The organism is Streptomyces sp. NPDC001920 (genome assembly GCF_053594495.1).
In genome coordinates, this window is record NZ_JBSFEP010000019.1 from 18,605 (window position 1) to 41,007 (window position 22,403).

Genomic DNA, 22,403 nt, shown 5'->3' on the forward strand with positions numbered 1-22,403 from the left:
AGAAGTGTCAATCAGAGGTAGAGGCCTTGCCCAGCTCAGCGGGCGGTACGTCGCAGTCGCGCGTACGGTAGCAGTAGAGCACCGAACGAGGGGTTCATGAGGCAATGAATGTCGAATCGCTGCTCCGTGCAATTGACGTGAGCAACCGCTGCACACTCATCCTCCAACTTGATCGTGTTTGGAGTAGCAAGTCGGAGCAGGCGTCTGACCTCTCCCCAACCGAACTGGCAGCAGTAGCCGGTATTGGGCACCGTCTGCGTATCAATATAGAACAGCTGATGCTTGACGAGTACTTCCTCACGGAAGCCTTCCCAGGCATGGTTCGTGACGACGCGGCAGCTGGGCTATTCGGTTCTCCAGAGGCTAACGACGATGCGACTCATGAGGCACAGATTCTGGCTAGGGAGGCCACTGCCCTTATAGCAGGCGCCAACGGTGAGCTTTGGGAGATGTGGTATAAGGTACGCGACGTCGAGGACTTGGCTAAGGGAAAAGAAGGCGATCCGCCAGAGGGAGACATAAGCGGTTCGTGGAAGCGGAGACTACAGCGGGTCGCGGCGTCGATGATCTACCTCACGTTCCGCTACTACACGGGCGATGGGCTCCCGGATATTTCAGGGGTTGACGATTTCATCATCAATTATGGGCCCATAATTTACAAACATGCTGGGGGTGAGGTACAGGAGATAGTGCGGCGAATCCAGGGCGATGACGGATCCACCAAGGGGAGTTCTGAGCAGGGTCAGGAGGAGGGCCGCCCCGGCGAGATCGCTGGTCCTGGTCAAGGGGACCAGGACCAGCGGACAGGGAAGGTTGACGAAGGCACCAAGCAGGACGGCCGTGGTCAGGAGCCGCCCGAGCGGTGACGCATGTCATTTGCGAGGGCCTCGGGTCCCTGCCGTGGGCGCCTCGGCCAGTCTGCAGAACAGCTCCACTGCAAGGGGCGGAGCCACCTACTCGCTTGGGTAGGTGGCTCCATCCCCTCTGCCGGTGTGTGACGGTTCCTTACGAGCCGGCGCGGCGCCCGAAGAGTCCTCCGCCCTGGGTCAGGATGCGTTGCTCGACGTTTACGAGTCCCAGCAGCGCTGCGGACAGAGCGGCGGGTTCCAGGAGCTGTCGAACGTCTTCCTCGCCGATGAGAATCGGCTCATCGTCCTCGGTCTTGCCTACGAGAGTTCCGTTCAGTCGTTGGGCGTGAACCACGTGCGCTACCGCTTCTTCCCCGTAGACCCGCTCCACCAACTCCTGCACCTTCGCCGAATTGGCCTTAGGCCATATCTGGTTGGCCCAGTGAGCGAACTCCTGCACGAAAACAGGGTGAGCGGAGTTGAGGTAGACAACGCCTCGATACTCTGTTTCTTCGATGGTACGAGTGGCGTTGCGTACGTACTGTGCCAGGTACTTGCTTTCGTCAGGGTCGAAAGGCTTCCAGTCGAATGCGGGGTATCCACCCCGCACGCGCGAAGGCGAACCTTGCACCGAGCCAGTCGTCGTAGGCACGAGGATGTGCCGCGGCCCGGATGTCCCACCCGTTCCGCCCGGTCGCCCGGCTCCGCCAGCGGGCCGCGGGCCACGCGAGCCAGGGGCACCAGCGAAGGAGCCGCTCGGATTGCCAAGAACCTTACCCATCGCCGAGCTGAGGACCCGAGATGCCTTAAAACGAGGGTTCAGACGATCTAGGATCCGCGCCAGGTTCTTCGCCATCGACGGATCCGTCTGCGTGGTGTTCCGTGCACGGGCCTGCTCTTGCGCCTTGGCCAACTCCCCAGGGAAGTTGTCGAAGAAGGCGTCCCCCCACTCCTCCCAGGGCAACTCCAAGCCGCCCTTGCCGAAGAGGATGTGGCGGGATGCTTGGGTGATCACACCCCACCGGGTGGGCCGGCTGTCGCTGTAGATGGGCGGACGCACGATCAGCCACGTACGCCCCATGATCTCGTCGGTGATGCCGAACAAGCGGTACCGACTCTTGCTCCGGTCCGCGTGATAGGCCTCACCCTGGTAGTCCACGACCGCCACAGGGCGTTGGACGATGTAGTCGGATGTACCGCCCACGGGCGCCTCCGGCTCCGGTACGTAGAACCAGTCCACTTGAGTGCCGTGCTCATCGACAGTGACCGTGCCCTTCACGGCGACGTCCGGGATGTAGTGCCGGAGGCCGTAGATGCGCCGAGGGCGCCACACCATGGCCGTGCCGTCGGGCAGTGTGATGGTCTTGTCGCGGGTGTCTCGGCGGTCTGTGCTGCGCTTGGCGTAGGTATCAATGACCGTGGTCTCGATTGGTGCGTCGTCCCGCTGTGGCACCTCAATGAGCCGGCTGTTGAGATACCGAATCAGGTCGTCCACAGTCTCCGTTCGGGACGGGTCCTGGTCCCCCATGTAGGTATCGGCATCCGGGGCGGCCCCCAGCAACACCATGATCGTGCCTGTTGTCATCCACCCTGGGCGGATGCGGCTCCAGTCGCAACCGTGGTCATCATCCATGAACGGCTGTACGACATCCGTGATCCTGGTTTCGCCGTTCTCATCCTCGGCGGACCACTCCTTGAGGGCGTAGTTGCCGTCACCGTCCCGATAGATCCACAGCATGGCACCGTCCGGCGCCTCCGCCGTGTAGCTGATGACGACCACACCGTACGGGTTCCATGGCAAAACGGAGGACTTGAATCCTTGACCGAAGTTGCCGTCAACCCCGATGGGCTTACCGCCGCCTCCGAACGTCGTGAGGAAGACTTTGAGGTCGTTCGGCTGCATCCCGGCGCCGTTGTCCATGATCGTGCGACGCAGGACGCCCTGTCGTTCCGCGGCCTGCTCCTCGATCCCGAAGTGGATGATCGAGGCGCCGCTTTCCTCGGAGTTCTTCCATGCCTCTCGCGCCCACTGATAAGGGCCGCCCGCCTCGTATGCTTGGCGGATGAGGTGAGTCGTGGCCTCTGTCGGCACCTCTACAAATTTGGGCATGCCTGCCCCCTTCTCCCCTAGAGCCGTAGCCCTAGAAGTCCTGACAAGAGCAGTGGCCCTTGTCAGGAGCAACGGTACTCGTCCGCCTTAGGTGGGTGGGAGTGCATTTGGGATGAGTGGAAGGCGCCGTCGGTGGTGTCTAGATCCGCAGCCCGTAGCCGGGGTGTGTTCAAGATCTTCTCCCAGATTTCTCCCAAGAGCCCCCGGAAACCACTCAGGGGCCCGACCCGCTGAGCGGATCAGGCCCCTGACCTGGTACTTCACTGTCGGGGTGGCGGGATTTGAACCCACGACCTCTTCGTCCCGAACGAAGCGCGCTGCCAAGCTGCGCTACACCCCGATGTCACTGCTTGTCGCGGCGACGACGTTTACTTTAGCCCACCGGTGGCTGGAGACGAAATCCGGTTTTCGCGCGGCGGTGCAGGCGGTGGCGGACCGGGTTGGGGCGGACGTGATCCAGGGCCACGAGGGCGAGGGCCAGGGCGTAGATGGCCAGGCCGATGAGGAGGGCGTTGCCCAGGACGCTCTTGTAGCCGTGCCGGTCCACGTCGAGGAAGGGGTAGAGATAGTGGGCCGGCGTGCCGGGGAGCAGGAGCTCGCCTCGGATGAACGTGAACGCCAGGTAGGTGAGGGGATACAGCATCCAGGTCGCCGCCCGGCGCAGACGCAGCTGGCCGGGGGCCGTCAGGAGCAGCCAGTCCAGCAGGGCCGCGAGGGGTGTCACCGTGTGCAGGACCTGGGTGGTGATCGCGTGCCAGCCCGTCGGCGGGGTCGCCTCGCTCGTGAGGACGCCCGGGAGCGCGAAGGGCCCGGCGCCTTTCGCCAGGAGCAGGTGGTAGACGAGGCCCGTGACCACGGCGTAGAGCAGCGTGGCGCCCGTCAGGGCCGAGGGGAGGGGGCGCCGCGCGGTCCAGGCCCGGCGGGCCGAGAGGGCGAGGACGAGGGCCAGCAGGATGTTGCTCTGGATCGCGAAGTGGCTCAGGGTGCGCACGGGGCTGCCGAGGGCCAGCTCGACCGCTACCGCCCCGGCCGCGGCCAGCGCGACCAGCAAGCGGTAGGCGGCGGCCGCGGGGCGACGCACGGGGGCCCGCACCGCGGTGGCCGGGACGTGGGAGGGCATCAGTACGGGTATGCCCGGTATCGCGGGGAGATCCGGGATGTCCCTGGGTATCGGGGCGGTCATGCCCTCACGCTAAGCAGGGTGGACAAAAGGGGCGATACGGGTAGGCCGTGCGGGTTAAGCACCGGGACGTTCCCCGCCGAGCGTCCGCCACCCAGAGCCCAGAGCCCAGAGCCCAGCGTCCGCCGCCCGCCGCCCGGCGTCCCCGCCCAGCGTCCTGCGATCGCCCTCTCGGGCCCCTCACCCCCTCCGGGGACGACCCCTACTCCCGCTCCACCAACGTCAACAACGTCGCCTCCGGCGGACAGGCGAACCGGAACGGGGTGTAGCGGTTCGCGCCGCAGCCCGCCGAGACGTGCAGGTACGCCGTACGGCCCTGCGACGTGTGGGTGGACAGGCCCTTCACGCGGTCCGTGTCCAGGTCGCAGTTGGTGACCAGGGCGCCGTAGAAGGGGATGCAGACCTGGCCGCCGTGGGTGTGGCCGGCCAGGATCAGCGGGTAGTCGTCCGCCGTGTAGGAGTCCAGGACGCGCAGGTACGGCGCGTGGACGACACCCATGGCGAAGTCGGCGGCGCCGGACGGGCCGCCGGCCACCTGCTCGTAGCGGTCCCTCTTGATGTGCGGGTCGTCCAGGCCGGTCAGCTCCACCGACACGCCCTCGACCTTCAGCGTCCCGCGGGTGTTCGTCAGGTTGAGCCAGCCCGCGGCGTCGAACCCGTCGCGCAGGTCCTCCCAGGGGTTGTGGATCGCGCCGACCACGGGCGGGTTGCCGTTCAGGCCGTGGCGGCCCTGGACCTTCTCCAGCAGGTAGCGGGCGGGGTTGCGGGGCTTGGGCCCGTAGTAGTCGTTCGAGCCGAAGACGTACGCGCCCGGGAACTCCATCAGCGGGCCCAGCGCGTCCAGGACCTCCGGTACGCCCTCCGGGTCGGACAGGTTGTCGCCGGTGTTGATCACGAAGTCCGGGCGCAGGCCGGCCAGGGAGCGCAGCCAGCGCTGCTTCTTGCGCTGGCCGCCGACCATGTGGATGTCGGAGACCTGCAGCACGCGCAGCGGGCGCATCCCCGCGGGCAGGACGGGGACCGTCACCCGCCGCAGGCGGAAGGAACGGGCCTCGAATCCCGCCGAGTAGATCAGACCGGCGGCGCCAACCGCCGTGATTCCCAGGGGTACTCCGTATCGCGCGCGCATACGTCCATCGTGTCAGACCGCAGGAGCGCCCCGTTCCGGGCGCCCGCCCGAGGCCGTCGTCCGCGACGGCACGGGCCCGTCCCCTGCGCGCTGCGCCCCCTGCTCTCCCGCCTCCACCCGCCCGCCCGTTCCGCCCCCTTGAAATCAACGGGCGTACGACCCCTCACACCTGCGACAATCAACCCCATGACCACGCTCAAGTCGAAGCTGCAGGAAGACCTCAACGCCGCGATCAAGGAGCGCGACGAGCTCCGCTCCTCGACGCTCCGGCTGACGCTCGCCGCGATCACCAAGGAGGAGGTCGCGGGCAAGGAGAAGCGCGAGCTCTCCGACGACGAGGTGCAGAAGGTGATCACCCGTGAGGCGAAGAAGCGCCGTGAGGCCGCCGAGGCCTTCGCGCAGGGTGGTCGTGCCGAGCAGGCCGAGCGGGAGAAGGCGGAGGGCGAGGTGCTCGCCGGGTACCTGCCGAAGCAGCTCAGCGACGACGAGCTGAACCAGATCGTCGCCCAGGCCGTCGAGGAGGCCAAGGCGGCCGGCGCCGAGGGCCCGCGGGCCATGGGTGCGGTCATGAAGATCGTGAACCCGAAGGTGGCGGGGCAGGCGGAGGGCGGTCGTGTCGCCGCCGTCGTGAAGAAGCTGCTCGCCGGCTGAGTCCCCGCGCGGGCGGGACCGGGACGGAAACACCCTCGTGACGGGCGCCGGCGCGCAGGAACCCACGCGCCGCGGCCCTCGTCACGAGGGTGTTCTCGTCGGGGGGTTGGGGAGTTCGGAGCGGGGGGCACTTCGAGGGCCTGGTTGCCTCAGGCCGCCGGAGGCGGCCTGACCGACCGCCGACCCGTCCGTCAGTCGCGTCCCCCGTTCCCGTTGCCGCTCGTCTGGCCCCGCCACCAGCCCTCCGGGATGGAGAACGAGGGCGTCGGGAAGGCGCCGCCGTCCGTGCCGCCGTCGGTCAGGCCGCCGAGGAGGCCGCCGTTGTTGCCGTTCCCGTTCCCGTTGCCGTTCCCGTCACCGTTGCCGTTGTCCTCGTCGTCGTCCTCGTCGCGGTCCCGGCCCTTGTCGCCGTCGGGGATGTGGACGATGTTGAAGTTCGGCGCCTCCTTGCCCGCGAGGGCGCCCTCCATCATGTCCCGCCAGATCGGGCCGGGGACCTTGCCGCCGAACACCTTGCTGTGCCAGACACCGCCGATGCTGATGGACTGCATCTTGCGCTCGTGCTTGGGATCGCCGACCCAGACCGCCCCGGCCATGTTCGGCGTGTAGCCCACGAACCAGGCGGCGTAACGCTCGTCCGTCGTACCGGTCTTGCCCGCGCTGGGACGGCTCGCGCCGAGGCCCGCCTCGGTACCCGTACCGTCCTCGACCACGCCCTGGAGAAGCGTGTTGATGGTGTCGGCGGTGGTCTCGGACATCGCGCGGCGGCAGGTCGACTTCGGGACCTGAAGGGACTTGGTCCTCCCGCCCGCCTTCTGGGTGATCGACTCGATGGCGATCGGCGTGCAGTACATGCCCCGCGAGGCGAACGACGCGTACCCGGCCGCCATCGTCAGCGGGGACATCTCCATGGTGCCGAGGGCGATGGACGGGGCCTGGGCGAGGTCGCCGCCGTCGGCACGCTCGACGCCCATCTTCTTCGCCATCGTCGTCACCGGGCAGATACCGATGTCCGAGATCATCTCCACGAAGTAGGTGTTGACCGACTTCGCGGTGGCGTCCTTCATGTCGTACGGGCCGACCTCGGACTCGTTCTCGTTCTCGACCGGGACGCCCTTCTCGTTCCAGGTCCTGCCGTCACAGGCGGAGACCGGGCTCGGGTAGTCCATCTTGTACGGCGAGGAGTACACCTGGGTCGGCGGCATGCCGTCCTCCAGGGCCGCCGCGGCCACGATCGGCTTGAACGTCGAACCGGGCTGGTAGCCCGCGCCGCCGTTCATGTTCTGGTCGACGGAGAGGTTGATCGAGGTCTCGTTCTTCTTGACGTCGATGCCGTACGGCCGGGACTGGCCCATCGCCAGGATCTTGCCGGTGCCGGGCTCCACGATGGTGGCGGCGGTGGCGACCTCGTCCTTCTGGTAGACGTGCCTCTTGACCGACCGCTGCACCGACTTCTGCGCCTGCGGGTCCATCGTGGTCCGGACCGTCAGACCGCCCTGGTTCCAGATCTTGGCCCGGTCCTCCTTGGTCTTGCCGAAGACCGGGTCCTTCAGGAACACCTGGCGTACGTAGTCACAGAAGAAGCCGCCGCCCTTGACCGCGGTGATGCAGCCGTTCTTGGGCTTGCTGACCTTCAGGCCCAGTGGCGTCCGCTTGGCCTCGTCGGCCTCCGCCTGGGAGATGTCGCCGAGGTCGGCCATGCGCTGGAGGACGATGTTGCGCCGCTTGGTGGCCTCGGCCTCGTCGTTGACCGGGTCGTAGCGGCTCGGCGACTGGACGATGCCGGCGAGCAGGGCCGCTTCCTGGACCTTGAGTTTCTTGGCGGACTTGGAGAAGTAGCGCTGGGACGCGGCCTCGACGCCGTACGCCTGCTGGCCGAAGAACGTGATGTTCAGGTAGTTCTCGAGGATCTTCTTCTTGCCGAGCTCCTCCTCGACCTGGATCGCGTACTTCAGCTCCTTGATCTTTCGGCCGAGGGTCTGCTGGGTGGCCTGCGCGACCTTCTCCTGGTCGTCGCCGGCCTCCTCCACGAAGACGTTCTTCACGTACTGCTGGGTCAGCGTGGACGCGCCCTCGGCGACGCCACCGCTCTGGGCGTTGCGGTTGAGGGCCCGCAGCACGCCCTTCAGGTCGATCGCGCCGTGCTGGTAGAAGCGGGCGTCCTCGATCGCGACGATCGCCTTCTGCATGTAGGGCGAGATGTCCTTGAGGTCGACCACCGTGCGGTCACGCGAGTAGACCGTGGCGATCTGGCCGCCCTCGGCGTCCAGGATCGTGGTGCGCTGGCTCAGCGGCGGGCGCTTGAGGTTGGCCGGGATCTCGTCGAAGCCCTCGACCGACCCCTTGGCCGCAAGCCCCAGCGCACCGGCCGCGGGCAGCGCGATGCCTGCCATCACGGCTCCCGCGAGCACACTGACACCGAGGAACTTCGCGGCCTGCTGCGTCGTCGACAGACCACCGCCCGAACGCTTCTTTGGCATGGGTGCAGCCTAATCCGTACGCATGAGCGTTCCGGGAGAGCGGTTGCCTGTCGGGAGGTTCGGAGCGAGATCGTGACGTGCGGCGGAGTACCGCATCCGCGCGGATGGGGACGAGGCGGACTGTGACGCACCTCGCGGTCCTCGGTGGGCAGTGGACCTCAGCCGCCCCCGCGTGGGAACGGAGCCGGCTCCCATGGCACGGCAAAGTCGGGCACCTGGGTTCTCATTTGCCGGACACGCGTCAATGCCTTGGCCTAAGCTGCTCTCAACTGTCACAGCAGTGCGGCCACGTATCAATACGTCCGACGACCCCGAATCGTTTCGGAGGTTGCTCACTTTTTTTGGTGAGCGCGTGTCCGAATCCGCCTTGTGTGTCATCCGGCGTCCGTTGTGACGCAACAGAACTGTCCCGGTTTGCCGGGAAAGTCACGCATGTCGCCAGCTCACTCCCCCGGGTGATCTGCCGCTTACGCATAGTCCGTTCGGGCCATTCAAGATTGGGCCCGAAGGGGGTGTTGCGCTGTGCCCACCTTCCGTAACGTCCTCAACTGGCGGCGGTGAATATGCCGCTGCCGCCGTGGGGGAGCCTCGATTCGGGAGAGGACGGCGCCGGTATGGGCTGGGTAGTCGACTGGAGTGCGCAGGCGGCCTGCCGCACTACCGATCCGGATGAACTGTTCGTTCAGGGAGCAGCGCAGAACAGGGCCAAGGCGGTGTGCACCGGCTGCCCGGTGCGCACGGAGTGCCTGGCGGACGCGCTGGACAATCGCGTCGAGTTCGGCGTGTGGGGAGGCATGACGGAGCGGGAGCGCCGCGCGCTGCTGCGCAGGCGGCCGACCGTCACCTCGTGGCGCCGGCTGCTGGAGACCGCGCGTACGGAGTACGAGCGAGGGGTCGGCCTGGTGCCCCTGGACGACGACCAGGTGTACGAGAGCTACGCGGCAGTGAGCTGAGGGGGCCACGAGGTCTCCCCTCGGGCGGATCCAACGGGCCCTCCTCGGAGGCGGGCCCAGAAGGACTCCCTCACGCTGGTCACGAGGGCTCGGACGGCGTGCCCCGGGTTTCGGCAGGCGGACCCGGAGGTTCGCGGAAGACGGGCCCGGCGGCTTCGCACGGGCCCCACGGCCCTCTCTCAGGCGCCGGCCGTGGGATCGGGCAGCTCCGGCCGGTGGGCCGCGAGCCGGTTTCCGATGTCCCGTAGCCCCGCGAGGTCGTGCACATCACCGGGCAGCGCGGCCACTTCGGCCACCGCCACCTCGGGGTGGAGCGCGGTGAAGCGGTCACGGGTGCGCTGCTCGCGGGAGAGCAGCTGCATACGCTCGGCGTGCAGCCTCAGCAGGCCTGCGGTGAGCTGGTCGACGGACCGCTCCAGATGGGGGGTGACGGATCGGGGTCCGTCCGTTGCCGCGGTGTGCTCCATGTCCGTGACGGCGGGGGAGCCTTCGTCAGGAGCCGGTGCCTCGGAAGCTGCTGATTCTGAACTGTCGTACGTGTCGGGGGAGTTACGAAGTCCAGCTTTCCCGCCCTCCTGATCCACAATGCGGGGCTCTTCAAGATTTTCCGCGGCGGCGAGCGCCCGCTCGGCCGACAACCGGTCGGCGCCGCTGCCGTGGACGCGGTTGAGCACCAGCCCGGCGAGCGGCATGTCCTCGGCTGCCAGTCGCTCCACGAAGTACGCGGCCTCGCGCAACGCGTCCCGCTCCGGCGCCGCCACCACCAGGAACGCCGTCCCGGGCGCCTGCAGCAGCTTGTACGTGGCGTCCGCGCGTGTGCGGAACCCTCCGAACATCGAGTCCATCGCCGCCACGAAGGTCTGGACGTCCTTCAGCAGCTGACCGCCGAGCAGCTTGCCCAGCGCGCCCGTCATCATCGACATGCCGACGTTCAGGAACTTCATGCCGGCGCGCCCGCCCACCTTCGCCGGCGCCAGCAGGACGCGGATCAGCTTGCCGTCCAGGAACGAGCCGAGCCGCTTGGGCGCGTCCAGGAAATCCAGCGCGGAGCGGGACGGCGGGGTGTCCACGACGATCAGGTCCCACTCGTCCCTCGCCCGCAGCTGGCCCAGCTTCTCCATCGCCATGTACTCCTGCGTGCCCGCGAAGCCCGCCGAGAGCGACTGGTAGAAGGGGTTGCCCAGGATGGCCGCGGCCCGCTGGGGGTCGGCGTGCGCCTCGACGATCTCGTCGAAGGTGCGCTTCATGTCGAGCATCATGGCGTGCAGCTCGCCGTCGCCCTCGACGCCCTTCACCCGGCGTGGGGTGTTGTCCAGCGAGTCGATGCCCATCGACTGGGCGAGCCGACGCGCCGGGTCGATGGTCAGCACCACGACCTTGCGTCCGCGCTCGGCGGCCCGCAGGCCCAGGGCGGCCGCGGTGGTCGTCTTGCCCACGCCGCCCGAGCCGCAGCAGACGACGATCCGGGTCCGCGGATCGTCGAGCAGGGGGTCGAGATCGAGCACGCGGGCGGGGGAGAGGTGCGCGGGATGGCGGGCGGCGTCATGCGCGTGTGCCGGTTCCGGACGACTCATGACATCCCCTGCTTCCGACGTGCGGCGGACGGCTTCCGGGCCACCGCGAACGGCTCCCGACGTACCGCGAACGGCTCCCGATCTGTGAACGACCTCATGACAGGCCCTGTTCCCGCAGCTCGCCCGCGAGTTCGTACAGGCCCGCCAGGTCCATGCCCTCGGCGAGGTGGGGCAGTTCGTGCACCGGCAGCCCCAACTCCTGCAGGACCGCCCGCTGCTCGTGCTCCAGCGCGTGCCGCTCCGCGTACTCGTCGGCCTGCGTCAGCAGCGGACCCACCAGCCGCTCGGCGTTCCCGCCGCGCCGCGCCCCGCCCAGCCCGGCCGAGGACAGCGCCTTGGCCACGGCGGCGCGCGGAACGCTCCGTACGAGTTCCAGATCAGCGGCGTCCAACACCTCCGGCCGCACCATGTTCACGATGATCCGCCCCACCGGCAGCCGCGCCGCCCGCAGCTCGGCGATGCCGTCCGCCGTCTCCTGGACGGGCATCTCCTCCAGCAGCGTCACCAGGTGCACGGCCGTCTCCGCCGACTTCAGCACCCGCATCACGGCCTGCGCCTGATTGTGTATCGGGCCGATCTTGGCGAGGCCGGCCACCTCGTCGTTGACGTTCAGGAAACGGGTGATGCGGCCCGTGGGAGGCGCGTCCATCACGACGTAGTCGTAGGCGAACCGCCCGCTCTTGTCCTTCCGCCGCACGGCCTCGCACGCCTTGCCGGTCAGCAGGACGTCTCTGAGGCCCGGCGCGATGGTGGTGGCGAAGTCGATGGCGCCGAGCTTTTTCAGGGCCCGGCCGGCACCGCCCATCTTGTAGAACATCTGGAGGTAGTCCAAAAGGGCCAGTTCGGGGTCGATGGCGAGGGCATACACCTCCCCGCCCCCTGGAGCGACGGCGATCTTCCGCTCCTCATAAGGCAGCGCCTCTGTTTCGAAGAGCTGCGCGATGCCCTGCCTGCCCTCGACCTCGACGAGAAGCGTCCGCTTCCCCTCGGTGGCGAGGGCGAGCGCGAGCGCGGCGGCGACCGTGGTCTTTCCGGTCCCGCCCTTGCCGCTGACGACCTGGAGCCTGCTCACGTCTTCGAGCCTAACCAGTCGGTGCGCCGACTACGCGGCGGCCTGTGGACAACGTGACCGCGGTCGGCCGCTCGGGCTCCGGCGGGCAGCGGATAAAGTCGGCCGCATGACCAAGTGGGAATACGCAACCGTGCCGCTGCTCGTCCACGCCACGAAGCAGATTCTGGACACCTGGGGCGAGGACGGCTGGGAGCTCGTCCAGGTCGTGCCCGGGCCGAACAACCCCGAGCAGCTCGTGGCCTACCTGAAGCGGGAGAAGCAGGCGTGAGCGCGGTCGAGGCGAAACTGGCCGAGCTGGGCCTCAGGCTCCCGGAGGTGGTCCCTCCGCTGGCCGCTTACCAGCCGGCGGTCCGCTCGGGCGTGTACGTGTACACCGCCGGCCAGCTCCCCATGGTGGAGGGCAAGCTTCCGGTCACCGGGAAGGTGGGCGCGGAGGTCACCCCGGAGGAGGCCAAGGAACTCGCCCGTACCTGTGCCCTGAACGCGCTCGCGGCCGTCAAGTCGGTGGCCGGTGACCTGGACCGGATCGCGCGCGTGGTGAAGGTGGTGGGCTTCGTGGCCTCGGCCTCGGACTTCACCGGCCAGCCGGGCGTTCTCAACGGCGCGAGCGAACTGCTGGGCGAGGTCCTCGGCGACAAGGGCGTCCACGCCCGCAGCGCCGTGGGTGTGGCCGTGCTCCCGCTGGACGCGCCGGTGGAGGTCGAGATCCAGGTGGAGCTGACGGAGGCGTAGGACCTCCGTTGGCGGCGGCCGGGTCCGGGAACGGTTTGGGCCGGCCGCCGTACGCCCGCTGAGCGGTGCCGCAGCGACGCGAGCGGTGCCGTCTCACCGGGATCAGCCACGCGCGCGTGTGTGCGGGCAGGCGTCGGAGGGCCGCGGTGGCGGCTCTGTGGACGGTCCCGGCGCCGACTGGACGGGCCTGGATCTGGACGGGCCTAGATGAGGCCGTGCTCCTCCAGGTAGTCCAGCTGGGCCCGCACCGACAGTTCGGCCGCCGGCCACAGGGAGCGGTCCACGTCCGCGTACACATGGGCCACGACCTCGGCCGGTGTGCGATAGCCGTCCTCCACCGCGGTCTCCACCTGGGCGAGACGGTGGGCGCGATGGGCGAGGTAGAACTCGACGGCTCCCTGTGCGTCCTCCAGGACCGGCCCGTGGCCCGGCAGGACGGTGTGCACGCCGTCGTCGACGGTGAGGGACCTCAGGCGGCGCAGCGAGTCCAGGTAGTCGCCCAGGCGCCCGTCGGGATGCGCCACCATCGTCGTACCGCGGCCCAGGATCGTGTCGCCGGTCAGGACGGCGCGGTCGGCCGGCAGGTGGAAGGAGAGCGAGTCGGCGGTGTGGCCGGGCGTCGCGACGACGCGCAGCTCCAGCCCGCCGACACGGACCACGTTCCCGGCCCCCAGCCCTTCGTCGCCGAGCCGCAGCGCCGGATCGAGGGCACGCACGCGCGTACCGGTCAGCTCGGCGAAGCGTGCGGCACCCTCGGCGTGGTCGGGGTGGCCGTGGGTGAGCAGGGTCAGGGCGACGCGCTTGCCGGAGTTCTCGGCCGTGTCGATGACATTGCGCAGGTGCGCCTCGTCCAGCGGGCCGGGGTCGACGACCACGGCCAGGTCCGAGTCCGGCTCGGAGAGGATCCAGGTGTTGGTGCCGTCCAGCGTCATCGCGGACGGGTTGGGCGCGAGGACGTTCACGGCGCGCGGGGTGGCGGGGCCGGAGAGGACCCCGCCGCGCGGCTGGCCGGGGAGGGCGGCTGCGTCCGTCATACGAGGGGGCCTTCCGGGGCTTCGGGTGCTGCGGGCGCTTCGGGCACGGTCATGCGGGAGCTCCGCCGGTCGGGATGTGCTTGGTGAACTCGTCGTGGCCCGGCCAGGAGAGCACGATCTCGCCGTCCTCCAGCCGGGCCTGCGCCAGAACGGGCGTGAGGTCGCGTCCGGGGGCGGCGGCGAGGGCCTGGGCGGCGCTGTCGTAGGGCATCAGCTGGCGCAGGGTCGCGATGGTGGGCGGCATCATCAGCAGCTCGCCCTTGTCGTAGGAGGCGGCGGCGTCCGGGGGGCGGATCCACACCGTCCGGTCGGCCTCCGTGGAGGCGTTGCGGGTGCGCTGGCCCTCCGGGAGGGCGGCGACGAAGAACCATGTGTCGTAGCGGCGGGGCTCGAACTCCGGGGTGATCCAGCGGGTCCAGGCGCCCAGCAGGTCCGAACGCAGCACCAGGCGGCGGCGGTCCAGGAACTCGGCGAACGACACGTCCCTGGCGACCAGCGCGGCGCGGTCCGCCTCCCAGTCCTCGCCGGTGGTGTCGCCCACGACGGAGTCGTCGGTCGGCCCGGCGAGCAGGACGCCCGCCTCCTCGTACGTCTCCCGCACGGCCGCGCACACGATGGCCTGGGCCGCCGCCTCGTCGACGCCGAGCCTGCGCGCCCACCACGCGCGCGTGGGGCCCGCCCAGCGGATCGGATGCTCGTCGCGCGGATCGACGCCGCCGCCCGGGTAGGCGTAGGCCCCGCCGGCGAAGGCCATGGAGGCGCGGCGGCGCAGCATGTGCACTGCAGGGCCGGCCTCGGTGTCCCTGAGCAGCATGACGGTCGCCGCACGCCGCGGAGCGACCGGGGTGAGGTCTCCTTCGGCGAGCGCACGGATACGGTCCGGCCACTCCGGTGGGTACCACTGCCCGTTTGCCATGGGCGGAGGCTATCTCCTGGTGCGCGGATGTTCGAGAGGTGGCCGGTCCCGGTGGCCGTACGCGCCGGGGCCCCGCCTCGTAGTGAGACGGGGCCCCGGCGTCGTACGAGAAGCGCGGGTCACCGCGACCGCTTGGCCAGCCGTTCCACGTCCAGCAGGATCACCGCGCGGGCCTCCAGGCGGAGCCAGCCGCGTCCGGCGAAGTCCGCCAGAGCCTTGTTGACCGTCTCGCGGGACGCGCCGACGAGTTGGGCCAGTTCCTCCTGCGTCAGGTCGTGGACGACATGGATGCCCTCCTCCGACTGCACGCCGAAACGGCGGGAGAGGTCGAGCAGCGCGCGGGCCACACGACCGGGGACGTCCGAGAAGACGAGGTCGGACATCGCGTCATTGGTGCGGCGCAGGCGGCGCGCGACGGCGCGCAGCAGCGCGGTGGCCACCTCGGGGCGGGCGTTCAGCCAGGGCTGGAGGTCACCGTGGCCCAGGCCGAGCAGCTTGACCTCGGTCAGCGCGGTCGCCGTCGCCGTACGCGGACCCGGGTCGAAGAGGGACAGCTCGCCGATGAGCTCGCCGGGACCGACGACGGCCAGCATGTTCTCCCGGCCGTCGGGTGAGGTGCGGTGGAGCTTCACCTTGCCCTCGGTGACGACATAGAGCCGGTCACCGGGGTCGCCCTCGTGGAACAGGGAGTCACCGCGTGCGAGGGTCACCTCACTCATGGAGGCGCGGAGCTCCGCGGACTGCTCGTCATCGAGCGCCGCGAAGAGCGGGTTGCGCCGCAGAACGTCGTCCACGAGTTCTCTCCTTGTCGACCTGCTCAGGGGATCTTGCTCCCCCGCGTACCAGGGGACCGTGGTGCCCATTTTGCCGGACAGTCCAAACAGTGTGATCTGTCACAAGGATGCCGCACAGGTGTCCCGGGGTAAGCGGCAGGGGTCCAATTGGGGGCCGATCTTCAGGGTCCGGGGCGGATGTCGGTGCCGGGCTTTAGGCTGGCCGGGTGTCCAAATCGCCGGTGAGAACACAGGCCAAGGGGGCTGGGCGGGTGGTTGTACGTCGCGATTCCGCTGTGGGCGAACAGGACCCTGGTGGCGGAAGGAAGACCGCAAAAGCGGCGAAGAAGGCGCCGGGTGAGACGGCGGCGGGTGGCGAGAAAGCGGCGGTGAGGAAGACGACGGCCGCGAAGAAGGCTACGGCTGCCGGGAAGACGCCCGCCGGGAAGGCCGACGCCGAGAAGGCGCCCGGGGCGGAGGCGACGGCGAGCAAGTCGGCGGCCGGAGCGAAGAAGGCGGCCGGTGCGAAGAAGGCGGCCGGTGCGAAGAAGGCGGCCGGTGCGAAGAAGGCCGTCGGTGCGAAGAAGGCCGTCGGTGCGAGGAAGGTGGCCACGAAGAAGGTGATCACCAAGGAGCCCGCCGTCCTTCCCGAGAAGGCCGCCGCCGCGGTGAAGTCCGCCTCCTCCGTCAGGACGGTCACGCCGAAACCCCCCGCCGCCGAGTCCCGCACGGCCCTCGTCCGCCGGGCCCGCCGTATCAACCGCGAGCTCGCCGAGGTCTACCCGTACGCCCACCCCGAGCTGGACTTCGACAACCCCTTCCAGCTCCTGGTCGCCACGGTCCTGTCCGCCCAGACCACCGACCTGCGCGTCAACCAGACGACCCCGGCGCTCTTCGCCAAGTACCCCACCCCCGAGGACCTGGCAGCGGCGAACCCGGAGGAGGTCGAGGAGATCCTCCGTCCCTGCGGTTTCTTCCGGGCCAAGACCAAGTCGGTCATGGGCCTGTCGAAGGCGCTCGTGGACGACCATCGCGGCGAGGTCCCGGGCCGGCTGGAAGAGCTGGTCAAACTGCCCGGCGTCGGCCGCAAGACCGCCTTCGTCGTCCTCGGCAACGCCTTCGGACGCCCCGGCATCACCGTGGACACCCATTTCCAGCGGCTGGTGCGGCGCTGGCAGTGGACCGAGCAGACGGATCCGGACAAGATCGAGGCCGAGATCGCCGCGCTGTTCCCCAAGAGCGACTGGACGGATCTCTCCCACCATGTGATCTGGCACGGCCGCCGTATCTGCCACGCCCGCAAGCCCGCCTGCGGTGCCTGTCCCATAGCGCCGCTCTGCCCGGCGTACGGCGAGGGCGAGACGGACCCCGAGAAGGCGAAGAAGCTGCTCAAGTACGAGAAGGGCGGCTTCCCCGGTCAGCGGCTCAAGCCTCCGCAGTCGTACCTGGACGCGGGCGGCAGGCCGGCCCCGCCGCTGGGGGCCGGATGACGGGGCGGACCGGACGGGACGGGGCGCCGTGGCACGCCCGTCCCGGTGAGGCGGAACGATCCAGGTCGCGTCAGGCGTTGGACTCGGCAGGACGACGGGGGTGGCGATGACGCGGGCGAGCGATACGCAGGACGGGCCGGTGGTGATCAGCAAGGAGGGACTGCCGGCCTGGCTGGACCCGATCGTGCGGGTGGTCGAGACCGTGGAGCCGGTGCAGCTGAGCCGCTTCCTGCCGCCGGAGAACGGCGCGGGACGCCAGTCGGCCGTACTGATCCTCTTCGGGGACGGGGAGCACGGACCCGAACTGCTGCTCATGGAGCGTGCCAGTTCCCTGCGCTCCCATGCCGGCCAGCCCTCCTTCCCGGGGGGCGCCCTCGACCCGGAGGACGGTGACCCCAGGGCCGACGGGCCGCTGCGGGCCGCGCTGCGCGAGGCCGAGGAGGAGACCGGGCTCGATCCGAGCGGCGTGCAGCTCTTCGGTGTGCTGCCCAAGCTGTACATCCCGGTGAGCGGCTTCGTCGTGACGCCCGTCCTGGGATGGTGGCGCGAGCCCAGCCCGGTCGGCGTCGTCGATCCGAACGAGACGGCGCGGGTCTTCACCGTCCCCGTGGCGGATCTCACGAATCCGGACAACCGAGCCACCGCGGTGCACCCCAGCGGCCACCGAGGTCCGGCATTTACGGTCGAATCGGCCCTTGTCTGGGGCTTCACGGCCGGAATCATCGACCGTCTGCTCCATTTCTCGGGCTGGGAGCGGCCCTGGGACCGGGAGAAGCAGGTCCCGCTCGACTGGCGGTCATGACAGGGTGTCTGCCGTGCTGTGTTGTCCTGGCGTTCTCGCCCCGGCCCCGCGGCCGATGTGTGGTGACCGGAAAGTGATGAGGCGAGGCCTGAAGCAGTGAACGTCGTGGACATCCTGTTGCTGGTCGCCGCCGTGTGGTTCGCCGTCGTGGGCTATCGCCAGGGCTTCGTCGTCGGCATCCTGTCGGTGATCGGATTCCTCGGTGGCGGTCTCGTGGCCGTGTACATCCTCCCGGTCATCTGGGACGCGCTGACCGACAACGCGGAGGTGAGCACGACCGCCGCGATCGTCGCGGTCGTCATCGTCATCGTCTTCGCGTCCATCGGCCAGGCGTTGACCACCCACCTCGGCAACAAGCTGCGCCGGTACATCACCTGGTCCCCGGCCCGCGCCCTGGACGCGACCGGCGGCGCCCTGGTCAACGTCGTCGCCATGCTCCTGGTGGCCTGGCTGATCGGCTCCGCACTGGGACAGACCACGCTGCCGGGCATGGGCAAGGAGGTCCGCAGCTCCAAGGTGCTGCTGGGCGTCTCCGAGGCGCTGCCCGACCAGGCCGACACCTGGTTCAAGGACTTCACCTCGGTCCTCGCGCAGAACGGCTTCCCCCAGGTCTTCAGCCCGTTCGCCAACGAGCCGATCAAGGAGGTCGCGCCTCCCGACCAGGCTCTCGCCAACAGCCCCGTGGCCACCCGCGCCAAGCGCTCCATCGTCAAGGTCATGGGCACGGCGCCGAGTTGCGGCAAGGTCCTGGAGGGCACCGGCTTCGTCTTCGCCGACCGCCGGGTCATGACCAACGCGCATGTCGTCGGCGGTGTCGACGAACCCACCGTCCAGATAGGCGGTGAGGGCAAGAAGTACGACGCGACGGTCGTCCTCTACGACTGGGAGCGCGACATCGCCGTGCTCGACGTGCCGGACCTGCGCGCGCCCGTGCTGCGGTTCACCTCCACCGACGCCGAGAGCGGTGACGGCGCGATCATCGCGGGCTTCCCGGAGAACGGCGCGTACGACGTGCGCGCCGCGCGCGTGCGCGGGCGCCTGCCGGCCAGCGGCCCGGACATCTACCGCCGCGGCACCGTGAGCCGAGACGTGTACTCGCTGTACGCGACCGTCCGCCAGGGCAACTCCGGCGGTCCGCTGCTCACGCCCGAGGGCAAGGTGTACGGCGTGGTCTTCGCCAAGTCCCTCGACGACGCCGAGACCGGCTACGCGCTCACCGCGGACGAGATCCAGGAGGACATCGTCAAGGGCCGTACCGCCAACCAGCAGGTGGACACCGACAGCTGCGCGCTGTAGTCCGTGCCGAAGCGGTGAGACCGGTGGGGTGGGGTGGTCGAACCCCGCGGTGAAGGCCGTTGTACCCGGCCGCGATCGGTGGCCGGGTCAGCCGCGCGGATGGCGCAGCCGCACCGAGACCCAGCGGGCCCGGCGGCGCAGGATGAGCGGAATGCCCACGCGGGGATCCGAGTCCGGCATCTGCGGGGCGCTGCCTCGCTGGTGGGAGCTCAGCGCAGTGGCCGAGCGGCGGTTGCGTGCTGCGTCACTGTAGTCGTGCGTCCAGCCCATACCCCGACGTCTGCCCCCGCCCCATGGTCGATAACCGCCTCTGGCGCCCTCAATTGGCCTATGCGCCGGGCAATTGGCTGTTCGTAGGACACCTGTTCAGTTCCGGATACCGGGCGCATCGGCGCGGTCACCGATCGGGTTCGGGATCCTTCAGCCAGTTGATCAGTTCGGTGGAGAAGGCGACGGGGTCCTCCTCGTGCGGGAAGTGGCCGAGCCCGTCGAACAGCCGCCAGCGGTACGGTGCTTCGACGTACTCGCCCGAGCCGGCCGCGCTGCGCGTGCGCATCACCGGGTCGAGCGAGCCGTGCAGATGCAGCGTCGGTACCCGCACCGGCCGCTTCATGCGCCGGTTGAACTGGATGCCGTCGGGGCGGGCCAGCGAGCGCACCATCCAGCGGTAGGGCTCGATGGAGCAGTGCGCGGTGGACGGGATGCAGATCGCGCGGCGGTACATCTCCACCGTCTCGTCCTCCGGCAGCCGCGGGCCCGACCAGTCCCGGATCAGCCGGGCGACGAGCGCCCCGTCGTCGGCCGTCAGCTGCCGCTCCGGGATCCAGGGCCGCTGAAACCCCCAGATGTAGGAACTCGCACTGGTCTGCTTGACGTCCGAGAGCATCGCCGAGCGCCAGCGCCTGGGGTGCGGCATCGACGCGACCGCGAGCCGCCGTACGAGCTTGGGGCGCATCGCGGCCGCCGTCCACGCCAGATATCCGCCGAGGTCGTGGCCGACCAGCGCGGCGTCGGGCTCGCCCAGGGAGCGGATCACGCCGGTGACGTCGAGGGCGAGGTTGGCCGGGTCGTAGCCGCGTGGCGTACGGTCGCTGCCGCCGACGCCCCTGAGGTCCATCGCGACGGCCCTGAAGCCCGCGTCGGCGAGCGCGACGAGCTGGTGCCGCCAGGTCCACCAGAACTGGGGGAAGCCGTGCAGCAGCAGCACCAGCGGCCCGTCCCCCAGCTCGGCGATGTGGAAGCGCGCGCCGTTGGCGGCCACGTCCCTGTGGGTCCAGGGACCGTCGAGTCGTACGACCGAAGCAGGTTGCGCCGAAGGGGTGGCGGGATCCGTCATGACGACGAGCGTGCCACAGCCTCGATGGCCGCGGGCGCCCGGTCCTCCAGCTCCGGTGCCGGGGCCGTTCGCGGGTGCGGCTTGGCATTCTGCAGGACGCCCGCCGTCTCCTTCATCGAGGCGGCGACCTTCTGCGGACCCTTGCTCTTCTTGGCCTTCTTCGCGGCGGCGACACCGATGAGCGCCAGGACCAGGGCGATGAGCACGTTCGCCGCGAAGGAGAGCAGGAAGCAGATCGCGAGGTTCCAGTCGCTCCAGGTCCGAATGCCGTACGCCAGGGCGAAGTTCAGCATCGGCAGGGAGAACAGCAGCACCGCGCCTGCCACCGTGAACGCGCCGCCGCTCGTCGCGCCGCGCTTGACGTCCTGCTTGAGCTGCGCCTTCGCCAGCGCGATCTCGTCGTGCACCAGCGCGGACATCTCGGTCGTCGCCGAGGCGAACAGCTGGCCGATGCTGCGTTCGGCGCCGACCGGGCTGCCGTCGGGTGCGCTCATCGCGATCTCCCTCGTCGTTACGGTTCCGTGTTCTGCCTGAGTGCGTACGGTTCCGTCTTTGTACCGTCCCGTCAGATCATGCCCGACGCTGGTCCTCCTCGCCTGCCCCGCCCGGCACTTCGGCACGCGCGTGGCGAGCTGCGATCTTCTCCTCGGCGATACGGCGGTGCTCGGCGGCCTTGCGGTCGTAGAGGGCGGCCATCCGCAGGTGGTACTCCGGCTCGTCCTGCTCGTAGATGTCCGGGATGCCGCTGGCGTCCTCGTCGCGTTCCTCGTCCTCGACCATCCGGCGGTACTTGGCGTTGCGTATCTTGAGCAGCACCGTCGCCAGGGTCGCCGCGATGAGCGATCCCAGGAGTACGGCCGCCTTGACCTCGTCGGTCAGCGCGGCGTCGCCCTCGAACGCGAGCTCGCCGATGAGCAGCGAGACGGTGAAGCCGATGCCGGCGAGGGTCGCGACGGCGAAGACGTCGGCCCACTCCAGGTCGTCGCTGAGCGAGGCCTTGGTGAAACGTGCCGTCAGCCAGGTGCCGCCGAAGATTCCGATGGTCTTGCCGACGACCAGCCCGAGGACCACGCCGAGCGTCTCCGGCTGGGTGAACACCTCGCCGAGCGCGCCCCCGGAGACGGCCACACCGGCACTGAACAGCGCGAACAGCGGCACGGCCAGCCCCGCCGACAGGGGGCGTACGACATGCTCGATGTGCTCGCCGGGGGAGTGCGCCTCCCCCTCGCGCCGGGTGCAGCGCAGCATCAGGCCCATCGCGACGCCCGCGATGGTGGCGTGGACGCCGCTGTTGTACATCAGCGCCCAGATGACGAGGGCGAGCGGGACGTACACGTACCACCCGCGGACGCCCTTCCTCAGCAGCAGCCAGAAGACGGCGAGGCTCGCCACGGCGCCGCCGAGCGCGGCGAAGTTGATGTGCGAGGTGAAGAAGACCGCGATGATCAGGATCGCGAAGAGGTCGTCGACGACGGCGAGCGTGAGCAGGAAGGCACGCAGGGCGCTCGGCAGCGAGGTGCCGATGACGGCGAGCACGGCGAGCGCGAAGGCGATGTCGGTGGCGGTCGGGACGGCCCAGCCGCTCAGTGAGCCGCCGCCGGTGACGGATGTCAGCGTGTAGACGAGCGCGGGCACCGCCATCCCGCACAGCGCGGCGACGACTGGCAGGACGGCCCTGCTCGGGTCCTTGAGATCTCCGGCCACCAGCTCACGCTTGAGCTCGATCCCGGCGACGAAGAAGAAGATCGCCAGGAGGCCGTCGGCGGCCCAGTGCTCGACGGACAGGTTCAGGCCGAGTGCCTCGGGGCCGAAGTGGAAATGGCCGACGCTCTCGTAACTGTCCTGCAGCGCGGGCACGTTCGCCCAGACCAGCGCGGTGATCGCGGCGATGAGCAGCAGCACACCACCGACGGTCTCGGTGCGCAGCGCCTCCGCGACGAAGTTCCGCTCGGGGAGGGACAGCCGTCCGAGGAGCTTGCGAGCGGGGGTGGGGGTGGGGGGCGCGGTCACGGGGGAGACCTCCGGTC

At 69.3% G+C, this 22,403-nt stretch carries 21 protein-coding genes and 1 tRNA gene; 8 read left to right on the top strand and 14 right to left on the bottom strand.

Annotated elements, in window-relative coordinates:
- Positions 1-104: 104 nt before the first annotated feature.
- A complete protein-coding gene (locus ACWCPI_RS28980; protein WP_451040921.1) occupies positions 105-866 on the top strand; it encodes a hypothetical protein in 762 nt (253 codons plus the stop codon).
- Between the two features lie 139 nt (positions 867-1,005).
- Here ACWCPI_RS28980 and ACWCPI_RS28985 read toward each other — a convergent pair whose 3' ends face one another.
- The 4 genes from ACWCPI_RS28985 to ACWCPI_RS29000 form a co-directional block, all read right to left on the bottom strand.
- A complete protein-coding gene (locus ACWCPI_RS28985; protein WP_451040922.1) occupies positions 1,006-2,958 on the bottom strand; it encodes a hypothetical protein in 1,953 nt (650 codons plus the stop codon).
- A 266-nt stretch (positions 2,959-3,224) separates the two neighbouring features.
- A tRNA-Pro gene (locus ACWCPI_RS28990) sits at positions 3,225-3,298 on the bottom strand.
- A gap of 33 nt (positions 3,299-3,331) precedes the next feature.
- Positions 3,332-4,141, bottom strand: coding sequence for a Pr6Pr family membrane protein (locus ACWCPI_RS28995; RefSeq protein WP_451040923.1), 810 nt, complete (start codon positions 4,139-4,141; stop codon positions 3,332-3,334).
- A 199-nt stretch (positions 4,142-4,340) separates the two neighbouring features.
- Positions 4,341-5,267, bottom strand: a complete 927-nt coding sequence (locus ACWCPI_RS29000) for a metallophosphoesterase (RefSeq protein ID WP_451040924.1) — start codon at positions 5,265-5,267, stop codon at positions 4,341-4,343.
- Between the two features lie 186 nt (positions 5,268-5,453).
- Here ACWCPI_RS29000 and ACWCPI_RS29005 point away from each other — a divergent pair, with 186 nt between their 5' ends.
- A complete protein-coding gene (locus ACWCPI_RS29005) occupies positions 5,454-5,918 on the top strand; it encodes a GatB/YqeY domain-containing protein (RefSeq protein ID WP_451040925.1) in 465 nt (154 codons plus the stop codon).
- Between the two features lie 191 nt (positions 5,919-6,109).
- Here ACWCPI_RS29005 and ACWCPI_RS29010 read toward each other — a convergent pair whose 3' ends face one another.
- A complete protein-coding gene (locus tag ACWCPI_RS29010; RefSeq protein WP_451040926.1) occupies positions 6,110-8,398 on the bottom strand; it encodes a transglycosylase domain-containing protein in 2,289 nt (762 codons plus the stop codon).
- Between the two features lie 614 nt (positions 8,399-9,012).
- On the opposite strand from ACWCPI_RS29010, the gene wblA reads away from it, so the two are divergent.
- Positions 9,013-9,351 carry a transcriptional regulator WblA gene (gene wblA, locus ACWCPI_RS29015; RefSeq protein ID WP_451040927.1) on the top strand — a complete coding sequence of 113 codons (339 nt, stop codon included), beginning with the start codon at positions 9,013-9,015 and terminating at the stop codon, positions 9,349-9,351.
- Positions 9,352-9,530: 179 nt separating this feature from the next.
- Here wblA and ACWCPI_RS29020 read toward each other — a convergent pair whose 3' ends face one another.
- Both ACWCPI_RS29020 and ACWCPI_RS29025 read right to left on the bottom strand, forming a co-directional pair.
- Entirely contained in the window at positions 9,531-10,925 is a 1,395-nt protein-coding gene (locus ACWCPI_RS29020) for an ArsA family ATPase (RefSeq protein ID WP_451040928.1), read from the bottom strand.
- Between the two features lie 94 nt (positions 10,926-11,019).
- Positions 11,020-11,997 (bottom strand): ArsA family ATPase, encoded by a 978-nt coding sequence (locus tag ACWCPI_RS29025; protein WP_388804216.1) that lies wholly within the window; start codon positions 11,995-11,997, stop codon positions 11,020-11,022.
- A gap of 106 nt (positions 11,998-12,103) precedes the next feature.
- On the opposite strand from ACWCPI_RS29025, the gene ACWCPI_RS29030 reads away from it, so the two are divergent.
- Together ACWCPI_RS29030 and ACWCPI_RS29035 are read left to right on the top strand one after the other, a co-directional pair.
- Complete coding sequence (locus ACWCPI_RS29030; RefSeq protein WP_003975360.1) at positions 12,104-12,265, top strand: DUF4177 domain-containing protein; 162 nt, start codon at positions 12,104-12,106, stop codon at positions 12,263-12,265.
- Complete coding sequence (locus ACWCPI_RS29035) at positions 12,262-12,729, top strand: RidA family protein (RefSeq protein ID WP_019754118.1); 468 nt, start codon at positions 12,262-12,264, stop codon at positions 12,727-12,729. The genes ACWCPI_RS29030 and ACWCPI_RS29035 overlap by 4 nt, the downstream gene beginning before the upstream one ends.
- A 203-nt stretch (positions 12,730-12,932) precedes the next feature.
- Here ACWCPI_RS29035 and ACWCPI_RS29040 read toward each other — a convergent pair whose 3' ends face one another.
- The 3 genes from ACWCPI_RS29040 to ACWCPI_RS29050 form a co-directional block, all read right to left on the bottom strand.
- Entirely contained in the window at positions 12,933-13,763 is an 831-nt protein-coding gene (locus ACWCPI_RS29040; RefSeq protein WP_451040929.1) for an MBL fold metallo-hydrolase, read from the bottom strand.
- Between the two features lie 49 nt (positions 13,764-13,812).
- On the bottom strand, positions 13,813-14,679 hold the full coding sequence (locus ACWCPI_RS29045) for an NUDIX hydrolase (protein ID WP_451040930.1): 867 nt from the start codon (positions 14,677-14,679) through the stop codon (positions 13,813-13,815).
- Between the two features lie 119 nt (positions 14,680-14,798).
- Positions 14,799-15,473, bottom strand: a complete 675-nt coding sequence (locus ACWCPI_RS29050; protein ID WP_053750087.1) for a Crp/Fnr family transcriptional regulator — start codon at positions 15,471-15,473, stop codon at positions 14,799-14,801.
- A gap of 368 nt (positions 15,474-15,841) precedes the next feature.
- Between ACWCPI_RS29050 and nth the strand changes: the two genes are divergently transcribed.
- The 3 genes from nth (at position 15,842) to ACWCPI_RS29065 (ending at position 19,040) form a co-directional block, all read left to right on the top strand.
- A complete protein-coding gene (nth, locus tag ACWCPI_RS29055; RefSeq protein ID WP_451040931.1) occupies positions 15,842-16,942 on the top strand; it encodes an endonuclease III in 1,101 nt (366 codons plus the stop codon).
- Positions 16,943-17,048: 106 nt separating this feature from the next.
- Positions 17,049-17,744: an NUDIX hydrolase gene (locus ACWCPI_RS29060; RefSeq protein WP_388804610.1), complete on the top strand. Its 696-nt coding sequence runs from the start codon at positions 17,049-17,051 to the stop codon at positions 17,742-17,744.
- Positions 17,745-17,840: 96 nt separating this feature from the next.
- Positions 17,841-19,040, top strand: a complete 1,200-nt coding sequence (locus ACWCPI_RS29065; RefSeq protein ID WP_388804229.1) for a MarP family serine protease — start codon at positions 17,841-17,843, stop codon at positions 19,038-19,040.
- Between the two features lie 87 nt (positions 19,041-19,127).
- On the opposite strand, the gene ACWCPI_RS29070 is transcribed toward ACWCPI_RS29065, so the two are convergent.
- The 4 genes from ACWCPI_RS29070 to nhaA all read right to left on the bottom strand — a co-directional run bounded on the left by ACWCPI_RS29070 (position 19,128) and on the right by nhaA (position 22,386).
- Positions 19,128-19,310, bottom strand: a complete 183-nt coding sequence (locus ACWCPI_RS29070) for a hypothetical protein (RefSeq protein ID WP_388804232.1) — start codon at positions 19,308-19,310, stop codon at positions 19,128-19,130.
- A gap of 127 nt (positions 19,311-19,437) precedes the next feature.
- Positions 19,438-20,376: an alpha/beta fold hydrolase gene (locus tag ACWCPI_RS29075; protein ID WP_451040932.1), complete on the bottom strand. Its 939-nt coding sequence runs from the start codon at positions 20,374-20,376 to the stop codon at positions 19,438-19,440.
- A complete protein-coding gene (locus ACWCPI_RS29080; RefSeq protein ID WP_451040933.1) occupies positions 20,373-20,870 on the bottom strand; it encodes a phage holin family protein in 498 nt (165 codons plus the stop codon). Before ACWCPI_RS29080 ends, ACWCPI_RS29075 begins: the two co-directional genes overlap by 4 nt.
- 76 nt (positions 20,871-20,946) lie before the next feature.
- Positions 20,947-22,386, bottom strand: a complete 1,440-nt coding sequence (gene nhaA, locus ACWCPI_RS29085) for a Na+/H+ antiporter NhaA (RefSeq protein ID WP_451040934.1) — start codon at positions 22,384-22,386, stop codon at positions 20,947-20,949.
- Positions 22,387-22,403 lie beyond the last annotated feature (17 nt).